Annotated in this window: 10 protein-coding genes; 4 read left to right on the forward strand and 6 right to left on the reverse strand. The window is 71.7% G+C overall.

What is annotated here, in order from left to right; translation table 11 throughout:
- Positions 1-111: 111 nt before the first annotated feature.
- Complete coding sequence (locus ACAX67_RS17945; protein ID WP_370705249.1) at positions 112-564, reverse strand: hypothetical protein; 453 nt, start codon at positions 562-564, stop codon at positions 112-114.
- Positions 565-722: 158 nt separating this feature from the next.
- On the opposite strand from ACAX67_RS17945, the gene ACAX67_RS17950 reads away from it, so the two are divergent.
- Entirely contained in the window at positions 723-1,127 is a 405-nt protein-coding gene (locus ACAX67_RS17950) for a hypothetical protein (RefSeq protein ID WP_370705250.1), read from the forward strand.
- A 75-nt stretch (positions 1,128-1,202) separates the two neighbouring features.
- The gene (locus ACAX67_RS17955; protein WP_370705251.1) at positions 1,203-1,847 is read left to right on the forward strand and encodes a class I SAM-dependent methyltransferase; all 645 of its coding nucleotides are present in this window, start codon (positions 1,203-1,205) and stop codon (positions 1,845-1,847) included.
- 976 nt (positions 1,848-2,823) lie between these two features.
- On the opposite strand, the gene moaA is transcribed toward ACAX67_RS17955, so the two are convergent.
- Positions 2,824-3,816: a GTP 3',8-cyclase MoaA gene (moaA, locus tag ACAX67_RS17960; RefSeq protein WP_370705252.1), complete on the reverse strand. Its 993-nt coding sequence runs from the start codon at positions 3,814-3,816 to the stop codon at positions 2,824-2,826.
- 56 nt (positions 3,817-3,872) lie between these two features.
- Between moaA and ACAX67_RS17965 the strand changes: the two genes are divergently transcribed.
- The gene (locus ACAX67_RS17965) at positions 3,873-4,667 is read left to right on the forward strand and encodes an SURF1 family cytochrome oxidase biogenesis protein (RefSeq protein ID WP_370705253.1); all 795 of its coding nucleotides are present in this window, start codon (positions 3,873-3,875) and stop codon (positions 4,665-4,667) included.
- A 17-nt stretch (positions 4,668-4,684) separates the two neighbouring features.
- On the opposite strand, the gene ACAX67_RS17970 is transcribed toward ACAX67_RS17965, so the two are convergent.
- Complete coding sequence (locus tag ACAX67_RS17970) at positions 4,685-5,452, reverse strand: SDR family oxidoreductase (RefSeq protein ID WP_370705254.1); 768 nt, start codon at positions 5,450-5,452, stop codon at positions 4,685-4,687.
- A 134-nt stretch (positions 5,453-5,586) separates the two neighbouring features.
- On the opposite strand from ACAX67_RS17970, the gene ACAX67_RS17975 reads away from it, so the two are divergent.
- Complete coding sequence (locus ACAX67_RS17975) at positions 5,587-7,548, forward strand: carboxypeptidase regulatory-like domain-containing protein (protein ID WP_370705255.1); 1,962 nt, start codon at positions 5,587-5,589, stop codon at positions 7,546-7,548.
- Here ACAX67_RS17975 and ACAX67_RS17980 read toward each other — a convergent pair.
- From ACAX67_RS17980 to glpK, 3 genes are all read right to left on the reverse strand, one after another.
- A complete protein-coding gene (locus ACAX67_RS17980) occupies positions 7,545-9,287 on the reverse strand; it encodes a glycerol-3-phosphate dehydrogenase/oxidase (protein WP_370705256.1) in 1,743 nt (580 codons plus the stop codon). The genes ACAX67_RS17975 and ACAX67_RS17980 overlap by 4 nt on opposite strands.
- Positions 9,288-9,309: 22 nt before the next feature.
- A complete protein-coding gene (locus ACAX67_RS17985; protein WP_370705257.1) occupies positions 9,310-10,476 on the reverse strand; it encodes an ATP-binding protein in 1,167 nt (388 codons plus the stop codon).
- An 87-nt stretch (positions 10,477-10,563) separates the two neighbouring features.
- Entirely contained in the window at positions 10,564-12,093 is a 1,530-nt protein-coding gene (gene glpK / locus ACAX67_RS17990; protein ID WP_370705258.1) for a glycerol kinase GlpK, read from the reverse strand.
- Positions 12,094-12,105: the final 12 nt, after the last annotated feature.

The following is a 12,105-nucleotide window of genomic DNA, read 5'->3' on the forward strand; positions in this document are numbered from 1 at the left end:
GCTATTGCCGCTCTGCGCGCGCGATCCTGCCGAATAGCGTGCATTTCACGTTGCGCTCGGTATCTGGCTCGGGATCGGACGCGCGCGTCCACGCGTTTGAGGCTCCCTGGCTCATGCTGGCGGGCGGGGCACGCGCGGATCCAAGACAACAGCGCGCAGCGCTTCGAATGACCATGACGCCTCAGCAGGCTGCATGTTGGGGTCCGCGTACCGATTGACGGTCACCACTAGCCCATCCGGGCGATAGCCGACCACGATGCGTACGATTTCGTAGACCTCGCCGTCAGCGTCTTCTCGCTGCTCCTCGAGAAACGCGACAATCGATCCGTCTGAAGCCTCTGCCACGAAGGCTTCGGGGGCGAAGCCCTCGGCATCTGGTGAATCGGGAAGATCAGGGCCGAACCAGAGGGCGAGTGGAAGACCCGAGCCCTCGCGCTGTACGAGAAGATCCGCTGACGAAGAGTCGGACTCGGCGGCCATGCTCACCGCTCCGAGCAGTGTGTGCGGACCGACAGGCGCCAAGGCGGCTGATAGCTCCTGGAAGAAATCCTGGTCGGGAATCACGCACCAACCGTAGTCGCGCTCGCACGCACTTCTCGCGCCGAACGCTCCGTCCGCTACTGCCGCTCGGCGTGCGCGGTGTCGCACGCTACTGCCGCTCGGCGTGGGCGGTGCTGATCGAAAGAGCGCGCGGGAGACCAGTGGTCGTCCATGATCGAGGGATGAGCAGGGATGACTGGAATCGCCTGATCGAGGCCTTGGACGATTGGACCTCTGCCGTCGAGATCGCTCCAGGCCACATCGAGGTGGCGCTGAGCGGACAGGACGGCACGAACCGTCGGGTGGTGATGGTGATGACCCCTGACCAGTGGGACGACATGGCGGGCGTCATGTGGGGCGACTTCGACTCTGCCCTCGCCGACGTCAAGGCGACTCTGCTGGAGATGCAGAGCCGGGAGAGCTTCGCCGTCTACCCCCAGTACCGACTGGAGCCGTCCATCACGGCCTCCTTGTCCAAGGAACCGCCTGGCCCGCCTTTCGCTGGCGGTCAGTGGGTCACCTACGACAGGGAGGGACGGATCACGAGCCGGTTCGCTGACTGGTCGGAGCCCGAGGATCGCAGCTAAGCGGTCGCACGCACCTGCCGCTCGTCGTGCGCGCTCATGCCGATTGGTCGGGGCGCGACAGCTATGTTCGCTCGCGTGCCAGACCGTTCGTGGGTCAACGACGCCAGCAAGTCGTACGACCGCGTCGCCATCCCCTACGCGGAACTCGTCCGCGACGGTTTTAAAGAACTCCCTCTCGAGCGCGCGATCCTCGACCTGTTCACATCGCAGGTACGCGCATCGGCCCAAGCGCCTGTTCTCGACGCCGGATGCGGTCCAGGAGTGTTGAGCCGCGAACTGGTCGAGAGTGGCCTCCCTGTCACGGCAATCGACGTGTCCCCGCGCATGTTGCAGTTGGCGCGAATGGTCGACGCTCGCCTCCATCTGGCCGTCGCTTCCCTCACGAGCCTTCCCTTCGCGACCGGCACCTTCGCGGGAGTGTTCTGCTGGTATGTCCTGCACCACGTCCCCGATCACGATCTCGCGCAGGTCGTCAGCGAGCTCGCGCGGGTCACGGCTCCCGGAGGTTCGCTCATGCTCGGGGGCCACGTCGGTGAGGGCTCGTACGTCAAGACCGAGGGCTATGGCGGCTTGCCCATGCGTGTGCTCTTCACGAGGCGGAGCGCACTTGCGTATGCAGCCGCGCTGCGAACGGCTGGCCTCGTCGTGGACGCCACGACGACACTCGGTCCAGACGACCCAGCCAAGGGCGCCATCTGGCTTGCTCACAAGCCATCCTGACCGCACGCAACTGCCGCTCGGCGTCCGCGCGTATGCCGACGATCGGGCGCAATCGGACGACCTGTTTTCTCCGTGCCGTCGGTCCGGAGGGGAGGCCCAGTTGCGGATTCGGCGATCGGCATACGGCGGAAGGCCAAGTCGACGATTCGGTCTGCTGCCGCTCGGTGCGCGCGCTGAGCCGATCCGGTTCACCTGATGCAGGAGCACGGCGACCGCGAGGAGGCCGGCTGCTGCGGTTGGGTACGCGCTCCTGTCGAGGAGCGAGCAGGAGGCCGCTTTGCGGACTTGCCTCGCAGGGTCGGTGCGATGCGTAGGGTTCCGACTCGTGTGGAAGTCAGCGTGCGTCGCTCTCCTGCTCGGCCTCTTCCTCGGCTATGACGTGTCGTCAGCAGGCGCCGCGGAGAAGGCGACGGTCGTGCGATCGACGGCAAGGGCCACCGTCGCCCGGGCTCCGGTGGGTGTCCTCTACGAGGATGGGGCGACGGCTCGCCAGCGGCGAGCATCGGACCTGCGACGCGTGTCCGTGAGACAGACCGGTCGCCGTTCCGCAGTGGTCTCCGTCGTCGTGGAAGGTGCCATGGCTCAGGGATTCCGAGGGCGATGGGGCGCGACCGTCGAGCTGCTGTCACTCCACAAGCGGGCCGACCGGCGCACGGTCACCATCGTCCTGCGGCGGGGATTCGCGTCGTGGGAGGTCCTGCGCCGCGACAAGACGACCACGCGCTGCCGAAGGACGCCGGTGAGGATCAGCGCGGACGGCCGGACGGTGTCAGCCCACCTGCCGTATCGGTGCCGATGGGGCGGAGTCAGATTCGCAACTGCCGGCGCAGGCGTCTCGACTCACGATCCACGACGACTCCGGGTCGTCGACTCCATCTCCTTCGCGAGCGAGCTGCGGTGGCAGGACTCCTAGACGCCCGCGAGGAGCACGACGGCCGAGCGGGCGAGGTGGCGCTCCCGACCCGCGCGAAAGGTGTCAGCCGCCGATGGCAGACATCGGCCGGTCGGGCTGGAGGAAGGTCGGGTCATCGATGCCGTGGCCCGCGGCCTTGCCCGCCATCGCGACCAGCCAGCGTCGGGCGAGGTCGTCGTCGGAGGCCCCGGCCCGCATGGCCTTGCGCAGGTCGGACTCCTCGCGCGCGAAGAGGCAGTTGCGCACCTGACCGTCGGCGGTGAGCCGCACGCGGTCGCAGTCGCCGCAGAAAGGCCGGGTCACCGAGGCGATCACCCCGACCGTCGCCGGACCGCCGTCGACGAGGAACAGCTCGGCCGGCGCGCTCCCGCGCGGCTCGGCCGCCGGGGTGAGCACGAACTCCTCCGCCAGGTGGGCGAAGATCTCGTCGGCGGTCACCATGCCCTCGCGGGACCAGCCGTGCTGGGCGTCGAGCGGCATCTGCTCGATGAAGCGCAGCTGGTAGCCGCGGTCGACGCACCACCGGAGCAGCTCGGGCGCCTGGTCGTCGTTGACGCCCCTCAGCAGCACGGCGTTGACCTTCACCGGCCCCAGTCCGGCTGCCTCGGCAGCGGCAAGCCCGGCGACCACGTCGTCGAACCGGTCGCGGCGGGTGATCTCGAGGAAGGTGTCGGCGCGCACGGTGTCCAGGCTGACGTTGACGCGGTCGAGGCCGGCCTCGGCCAGCGCACCCGCGGTCCGGGCCAGCCCGATCCCGTTGGTCGTGATCGACAGCTCGACCTCGGGGTCCAGCGCCCGTGTCCGGCGCACGATGTCGATGAGACCGCGGCGCACCAGCGGCTCCCCGCCGGTGAACCGGACCTCGCGCACGCCGAGCCGCTCGATGCCGACGGCGATGAGCCGGACGACCTCCTCGTCGCTCAGCTGCTCCTCGCCGGGCAGCCAGTCCAGACCCTCCGCGGGCATGCAGTAGGAGCAGCGCAGGTTGCAGCGATCGGTCAGCGAGACGCGCAGGTCGGTCGCGACCCGTCCGTAGCGGTCGACGAGGGGCTCCATCCCACCAGGATAGGCCGGGTCGGGGACACACCCGGCCAGGTCCTACCGTGGTGCCTGTGCGTGGGTGGCTGAGTTCATGGCGATTCCTGTTCAGCCGCCGCTGGATCCTGTTCTTCCTGACGGTCATCGTGCTCGCCTACGGGACCTGGTGGCTCGGTGAGTGGCAGTTCGGCCGGCTGCACGACCGGCGCGAGAGCAACGCGATCATCGAGGCCAACGAGCACCAGGACCCGGTGCCGGTCGCCGACGTGCTCGCGCCGGGCGATCCGGTCGCGAAGACCGAGGAGTACACCGTCGTCGAGGCCACGGGCACCTACGACGTCGCCGACTCCCTGCTCGTCCGCTACCGCACCCGCGACGGCGAACCCGGGGCCGACGTCGTCGTACCCCTCGTCACGGGCGACGGCACCGTCCTCGTCGTGGACCGTGGGTGGGTCAAGACCGACGACCCGCGCTTCGACCCGGCCCAGGACGCTCCGGCGCCCCCCGAGGGCGAGGTGACGATCACCGCCTGGGTGCGCGCCGACGGCGAGGGTGACAGCACGAACGTCTCCGACGGCGGCATGCGGGCGATCTCCAGCACGGCGGTCGGCAAGGCGATCGACAAGACCGTGTACGGCGGGTTCGTCGAGCTGTTGTCGGAGGACCCCGCCCCGGCGGACACGCTCGAACCGCCGGAGGCGCCCGACCTCGGCGAGGGCCCGCACTTCTTCTACGGTCTGCAGTGGTGGTTCTTCGGCGTGCTGGCCCTCGGCGGCTTCAGCTACCTCGCCTACGACGAGCGCAAGCACGGCCCGCGCGGCGAGCGGCACCGGCCCGCGCCGGCGCCGGACGACGCTCCGGTGGCCTGAGCGCCCGGACGCGGGCCTCAGAGCGAGCGGGACATCCCACCGTCGACCGGCACCATCGTGCCGGTGACGAAGGACGCCGCGGGCGAGAGCAGGAAGGCCGCGACCCGCCCGAACTCCGCGGGCGCGCCGTAGCGGCCCAGCGGGATCTTCGCGATCGCGCGCTCGCGGGCGGCCTCGGCGTCACCCGTGGCGTCGTCGAGCTCGCTCACCCGCTCGGTGCCGACCCGGCCGGGGAGCAGTCCGTTGACCCGGATCCCGCGCGGGCCGAGCTCGTCGGCGAGGTCCTTGGCGACCATCGCGAGTCCGGGTCGCAGACCGTTGGAGACGGTGAGACCGTCGACCGGCTCGCGCGCGCTGGTCGAGAGGACGAGGGCGAGCGCGCCGTCCTCCTCGAGGACCGCTCCGATCTCGCGCGCCAGCCGCACGGTGCCGAGGAACACGGCATCGAAGGCGGCCGACCACTGGTCGTCGGTGATCGTGCTCAGCCGCCCCGGCGGCGGACCGCCGACGCTGACGAGTGCGCCGTCGACGCGACCCCAGCGCTCCTGAGCGGCGCCGATCAGCCGGGCCGGCGTGTCAGCCGACGCGTTGTCGGCGGCCACCCCGACCACCCGGTCGCTGTCGACCACCGACAGCGCGGCGACGGCGGCGTCGACCTGCTCCTGCGAGCGGCCGGAGACGACGACCCGCGCGCCGTCGGCGACGAGCGCCTCCGCGGTGGCACGGCCCAGGCCGCGGGTGCCGCCCGTGACGATGTAGACGCGATCGCGCAGATCCAGGTCCATGGGTCGAGGTTACGGGTTAGGGTCACCTACATGCCCCGCGGCCTCCGGGCCGGCCGGGCGTCGTGCTCGGGCTTCGCTCTGCTGCTGGCACTGCTCCTGCCGCGGACGTGTCGAACAGGAAGAGCGTGAGAAGAGTGCCGACGATCCCCCGCCCCCGTCCCGCACTGCTCCGCGGGGTCCTGCTCGTCCTCGCGCTGGTCCTGTCCCTCCTCGTGGCAGCCCCGGCCCACGCCGCCGGCGGCACGCTGAAGGGCACCTTGAAGGGTTCGGACGGCAGCCCGTTGTCGTACTTCCGCGTCGACCTCTACCAGTCGACGGGTGCCGACACCTGGGGCCTCGCTGTCACCCGCACGTTCGGCGGCTTCGGCTCCACCCTGCCTCCCGGCGTGTTCGAGGTCTCCGGCATCCCGGCCGGCACCTACCGGGCCTGTTTCAAGACGGCCTACGACAACACCTACGAGTGGGCCGAGTCGTCGGGGATCGGCTGCTGGCAGGGGGCGTTCGACATCCGCAACGGGGTCGACGTGACGATCACCGACGGCGGCACGACGACGATCACGCCGCGGCTGCCTGCAGAGTCCTCCGTGCACGGCACGGTCACGGGACCGGCCGGCGTGGTGGTCCCCGCCTACGTGACGCCGTACCGCCGCGCGCCCGACGGCACCTGGGAGTACCGCCAGGGCGCGCACACCGATCTCGCCGGCGCCTTCACCATCACCGACCTCGACCCCGGGACCTACCGCTTCTGCCTCAGCGACGTGGCGCGGGAGTACGTCGCCGGGTGCTGGCGCGACGCCGCTGCGATCGCGGGCGCCACCGACCTGGTGGTCAGGCCGGGCGCCGCCCCCTCCATCGCCTTCCGGGTCGCCCGGCGCGCCAGCATCTCGGGTGCGGTGACCCGGCCGTCGGGCTCGACCTCCTCGCTCTACGTCAACGCCTACTGGTACCGCCACGACCGCTGGGAGGCGGTCGCCTACGCCGCGGTCGACGGGGACGACCGCTACCGGATCTCGGGGCTGGACGCCGACACCTACCGTGTCTGCGTCAGCGGCGACGACGTGGTGCCGACCTGCTGGCAGCAGGGCAGCGGTCCCGACGACGCGACCGACGTCGTGCTCGCCGCCGGTCAGGCGCGGACCGGCGTGGACCTGGCCCCGGGGCCCGCGGGCTTCGTCGCGGGCACCCTCCCGGACATGTACCTCGGCGCCCAGGGCTACCCGGTGCCGGTGGCGTGGACGGAGCGCGACGGCCAGTGGGAGGCGGTCTCCAGCGGGGACGCGTACCCGACCGGGGTCGGCAGCAACTGGGAGTACCGGATCGGACAGCTGCCGACCGGCCGCTACGTGATCTGCGTGCACCACGAGGACCCCGAGTTCGTGCCGGCCTTCCCCGAGACGTGCAACGGCGACAGCCCGACGCCCCAGGGTGGTGAGCCGGTCGACGTCGTCGCCGGCCAGACCACCGGCGGCGTCGACATCGCCACCGATCGCGCCGGGGAGATCCGAGGTCAGGTGACCGGCACCTCCCAGCAGGTCCGGGTCGACCTCTACACGCGCAGCGGACGGGTGGCGGCGAGCCGCCTCACCGACGCCGAGGGCTTCTACCGGTTCCGTGACCTGCCGCAGGGCGACTACCGCGTCGGCTTCCACCGCCAGACGGCCTCCTCCGCCTTCGCAGCCGAGTGGTGGCGCAACAAGACCGACGGCGCGGGCCTGGCCGCCGCGAGCCCGGTCACCGTCGACGGCGACATCGTCACCGGGATCCGCGCGGTCCTCGACCCCGGCGGCACCGTCACCGGTCGTGTCCTCGACGGCGCCGGCGCACCCGTCGTCGGCTGCCGGCTCCAGGCGCGCGCGCCCGACGGCACGCTCGCGGTCCGCACCACCCTGACGGGCGCGGACGGCAGCTTCTCCCTCGGCGGGCTCAGCACGGCGTCGTACCAGCTCGTCGTGCCGGCGGCCTGCACCGGCGGCCCGGCACGCTTCTACGACGCGGGCTCGCCCGGCCGCACCTCGACCCGGGTCCGCGACGCCGACGCCGTCGCGGTGGTGCTCGGCGCCACCACCGCGCTGCCGGGCGACCTCCAGCTGCCCTAGTCCACCGACTCGGCGGTGTGGGAGACCGGCACCACGTCGAGCGCGCCCTTGCGCGCAGCGTCGGCCGTGAGGTCGTCGGGCTGGCGCTGGCTCTCCCGCTCGGCCTCGACCCGCTTCACGTAGTGCTCGACCTCGCGCTCGCGCTGCTCGCTGTCCCAGCCGAGGTGGCCGCGCGCCAGGTCGGCGACGTACGGCGCCGCAGCCACGCCGCGGTCGAACGTCTCGATCGAGATCCGCATCCGCCGGGTGAGGACGTCGTCGAGGTGCCGGGCGCCCTCGTGGGTGACGGCGTAGACCGCTTCCGCCTGGAGGTAGTCCTCGGCTCCTGGCAGCGGCAGCCCGAGGTCGGGCTCGGCGGCGATCAGGTCGAGCACCTCGAGCACGAGCGATCCGTAGCGCTCGAGCAGGTGCTCGACGCGGTTGATCGCGAGGCCCGACTGCGCGGCGAGGGTGCGTCGCTGGTTCCAGAGGGCCTGGAACCCGTCGGCGCCCACGAGCGGCACGTCCTCGGTGACGCAGGGCCCGACGGTCCTGCCCTCGGCGTTCTCCAGGCCGCGCACGGCTTCGTCGACGGCGTCGGCGGCCATCACCCGGTAGGTCGTGTACTTGCCGCCCGCGACGACCACGAGGCCGGCCACCGCGTGCGCCACCGCGTGCTCGCGGGACAGCTTCGACGTCGCCTCGTCCTCCCCGCGAAGGAGGGGCCTCAGTCCGGCGTACACGCCCTCGACGTCGTCGCGTGACAGCGGCACCTCGAGCACCCGGTTGACGTGCTCGAGCAGGTAGTCGATGTCCTTCGAGCTGGCCGCCGGGTGGTCCTTCGACAGCTCCCAGTCGGTGTCGGTGGTCCCGATGATCCAGTGCCGCTTCCAGGGGATCACGAAGAGCACCGACGTCTCCGTGCGCAGGATCAGGCCGGTCTCGCCGCGGATCCGGTCGCGCGGCACGACGAGGTGGATGCCCTTGCTGGCCCGCACGTGGAACTGGCCGCGCTCGCGCGCCATCGCCTGGGTCTCGTCGGTCCACACCCCCGTGGCGTTGATGACCTGCGCGGCCCGGATCTCGAACCGGCGGCCGGTCTCGAGGTCGATCACCTCCGCACCCACCACCCGCTCGCTCTCCTTGAGCAGGCCGAGCACGCGCGTCCGGCTGGCGACCGCGGCGCCGTAGGTGGCCGCCGTACGCGCCAGGAACATCGTGTGGCGGGCGTCGTCGACCTGGGCGTCGTAGTACTTGATGGCGCCCACCAGCGCGTCCTTGCGCAGCGACGGGAACGCCTTGCGCGCGCCGTGGCGGGTGAGGTGCTGGTGCACCGGCGTGCTGCGGCCGTAGCCGCTGGCCTTGGACAGCGTGTCGTAGAGCGCGACGCCCGAGCCGGCGTACCACCGCTCCCAGCCACGGCCGGTCAGCGGGTAGAGGAACGGCACCGGGCGGACCAGGTGCGGGGCGAGCCGCTGCATCAGCAGCCCGCGCTCCTTCAACGCCTCGGCGACGAGGCGGAAGTCGAGCATCTCCAGGTAGCGCAGGCCGCCGTGGATCAGCTTCGAGCTGCGGCTCGACGTGCCCGAGGCGAAGTCGCGCGCCTCGACCAGCCCGACCTTCAGACCACGGGTCGCCGCGTCGAGCGCACAACCCGACCCGACCACGCCGCCGCCGATCACGAGGACGTCGAGCTGCTGGGCCTCGAGCCGTTTCAGCGCCGCGGTGCGGGCGCGGGGCGAGAGTGCTGCCGGCGTCATCGAAGCCTCCTGGGGGCCGTGTTCAGTCGCTGTCGAGCGCGCGGATCCACGCGCCCATGCCGGGGGTGATGAAGTGGAGGCCGCCGCCGGCCTCCCGGTAGATGGTGCCCTTGCGGAAGAGCCGCGCCCGCAGGTAGGACACGCTGGTCACCGGCACGGCCAGCTCGGCCGCGACCAGCCCACCCGTGGGCAGCTCGCCCCGCCCGGCCACCGCGGCCATGGCCCGCAGGTAGTCCTGCTCCTTCTGGCTGGCGTCGTCCCAGCGCGACCGGAACAGGTGCGCGAGGTCCGCCTCGATCCGGGGTACGGCGGCGCGCGCGTGCTCCAGCCCGATGGCCCTGCTGCCGTGCGACGCCCGCCACGCGAAGTGGCCGGCGACCTGGATGGCGTAGGGGTAGCCGCCCGACTGCTCGAGCAGCAGGTCGGCCGCCTCGGGGGTCATCGGGCGGCCGGCCTGCTTCGCCGGACCCGCCAGCGCCTCGCGGGACTCGTCGGGCGGGAGCGTGTCGAGCGCGTGCCACTCCGCGCGCTCGAGGTAGGTGGGCAGCCGCCGCCTGCCGCGAGACTCGCGCAGCGCGGGCAGCGCCGCGAGGGCGATGACCAGGGGCCACCCGTCCGGGACGTGCTCCTGGATCACGGCGAAGAGGATCGACAGCTCTCCTGGGTCGGCGTTCTGCACCTCGTCGAGGGTGAGCACGAGGCCGGCCGAGCGGTCTGTCGCCACCTGGAGGGTCCGCGACAGCGCACCGCGCAGGTCGGGCGCAGTGCCGTCGCCCGCCGGCGCCTCGAACTGCAGCTCGCCGCCGACCCCGAAGGCGTGCGCCTCGATCCGCCCGCCCGTCACGCCGATCCGCCGGCGCCGCTGCTGGGGGTCCGCCCCGTCCAGCACCCGCCCCGCCGCGACCAGCCCGGTCACCAGGTCGGGGAGGAACTCGCCACGCAGGTTCACCTCGACGTGGACGGTCGGCCAGGAGTGCTCGGTCGCGGCCAGCTCCGAGACCTCGCCCAGGGTGACCGTCTTGCCGACCCCGCGCGGCCCGAGCAGGATCAGCGGACGAGGGGTGCGGCCGTCGTACGCCGCGATCTCGAGGGCCTCACGGGCGCCGTCGAGGACGTCCCTCCGGCCCGCGAACACGACCGGCGGCTGGTTGAAGCCCGGTCGGTACGGGTTCTCCTGTCGCGCCGCCATGGCCGCCCTTCCTGGCATCTCAGGGTCCGGTGCACGTTCGAGCGCGTATAGCGCAAATATCCTTGCTATAGCACGTTATAGCACGAGTCAGTCCACATCGACCCAGTCGAGCGTGCGTTGCACGGCCTTCTGCCAGCGTGCGTAGCCCTCGCTGCGGCGCTCCTCGTCCCAGGTGGGCTCCCAGCGGGTGTCCTCCTGCCAGTTGCGCCGCAGCTCGTCGGTGCTGGACCAGAAGCCGACCGAGAGTCCCGCGGCGTAGGCCGCGCCCAGCGCCGTCGTCTCGGGGACCACCGGCCGGCTCACCGGGACGCCGAGCACGTCGGCCTGGATCTGCATGCACAGGCTGTTGGAGGTCACTCCCCCATCGACCTTGAGCACCTCGAGCTCGACCCCGGAGTCCTTGCACATCGCCTCGACGACGTCGCGCGACTGGTAGCAGATCGCCTCGAGGGTCGCCCGGGCCAGGTGCGCGTTGGTGTTGAAGCGCGAGAGCCCGACGATCGCGCCGCGGGCGTCGGAGCGCCAGTACGGCGCGAACAGGCCGGAGAACGCGGGGACGAAGTAGACGCCGCCGTTGTCGTCGACCTGGCGTGCCAGCGACTCCGACTCCGCCGCGCCACTGATGATCCCGAGCTGGTCGCGCAGCCACTGCACCGCCGAGCCGGTCACCGCGATCGAGCCCTCCAGCGCGTAGACGCAGGGCTCGTCGCCGAACCGGTAGGCGGGCGTCGTCAGGAGGCCGGCCCGCGAGCGCACGATCTCGGTGCCGGTGTTGAGCAGCATGAAGTTGCCCGTGCCGTAGGTGTTCTTGGCCTCGCCGGGCTCGAAGCAGACCTGCCCCACCGTCGCCGCCTGCTGGTCGCCGAGGATGCCGGTGATCGGGACCTCGCCACCGAACGGGCCGCTGCGAAGGGTGGTACCGAACGGACCCTTCGCGGCCGATGCGGAGGACTCCCTGATCTCCGGCAGCATCGCGCGCGGCACGCCGAAGATCCCGAGCAGCTCGTCGTCCCACTGCAGGGTCTCGAGGTCCATGAGCATGGTGCGGCTGGCGTTGGTGACGTCGGTGACGTGCACGCCGCCGTCGGGGCCGCCGGTGAGGTTCCACAGCACCCAGGTGTCGGGGGTGCCGAACAGCGCGTCCCCCCGCTCGGCCGCCTCGCGCACGCCCGCGACGTTGTCGAGGATCCACTGCAGCTTCCCGCCCGAGAAGTACGTCGCCGGGGGCAGTCCCGCGCGGTGGCGGATCAGGTCGCCGCGCCCGTCCCGGTCGAGGGCGGCGGCGATCGCGTCGGTGCGCGTGTCCTGCCACACGATCGCGTTGTGGAGCGGCCGCCCGGTCCGCCGGTCCCACACGAGGGTGGTCTCCCGCTGGTTGGTGATGCCGACGGCGGCCAGGTCCTCCGCATCCAGTCCCGCCTTGCCCAGCGCCGTCTTCACGACCGCTGACGTGCGCTCCCAGATCTCGACGGGGTTGTGCTCGACCCAGCCCGCGCGCGGCAGCACCTGCTCGTGCTCGAGCTGGTGGCGCGCCACCTCCGCGCCGTCATGGTCGAACACCATGAAGCGCGTGCTGGTCGTGCCCTGGTCGATGGCTCCCACGAACGATCCCGCCATGGGGCAACCCTG

The sequence above is a fragment of the Nocardioides candidus genome, from assembly GCF_041321175.1.
In the GTDB taxonomy this organism is placed as follows: Bacteria; Actinomycetota; Actinomycetes; order Propionibacteriales; family Nocardioidaceae; genus Nocardioides.

Bases quoted from the DNA above. Each gene is read 5' to 3' on its own strand.
- glpK (WP_370705258.1), bottom strand. From the start codon at position 12,093: ATGGCGGGATCGTTCGTGGGAGCCATCGACCAGGGCACGACCAGCACG.
- ACAX67_RS17980 (WP_370705256.1), bottom strand. From the start codon at position 9,287: ATGACGCCGGCAGCACTCTCGCCCCGCGCCCGCACCGCGGCGCTGAAA.
- ACAX67_RS17950 (WP_370705250.1), top strand. From the start codon at position 723: ATGAGCAGGGATGACTGGAATCGCCTGATCGAGGCCTTGGACGATTGG.
- ACAX67_RS17970 (WP_370705254.1), bottom strand. From the start codon at position 5,452: ATGGACCTGGATCTGCGCGATCGCGTCTACATCGTCACGGGCGGCACC.
- moaA (WP_370705252.1), bottom strand. From the start codon at position 3,816: ATGGAGCCCCTCGTCGACCGCTACGGACGGGTCGCGACCGACCTGCGC.
- ACAX67_RS17985 (WP_370705257.1), bottom strand. From the start codon at position 10,476: ATGGCGGCGCGACAGGAGAACCCGTACCGACCGGGCTTCAACCAGCCG.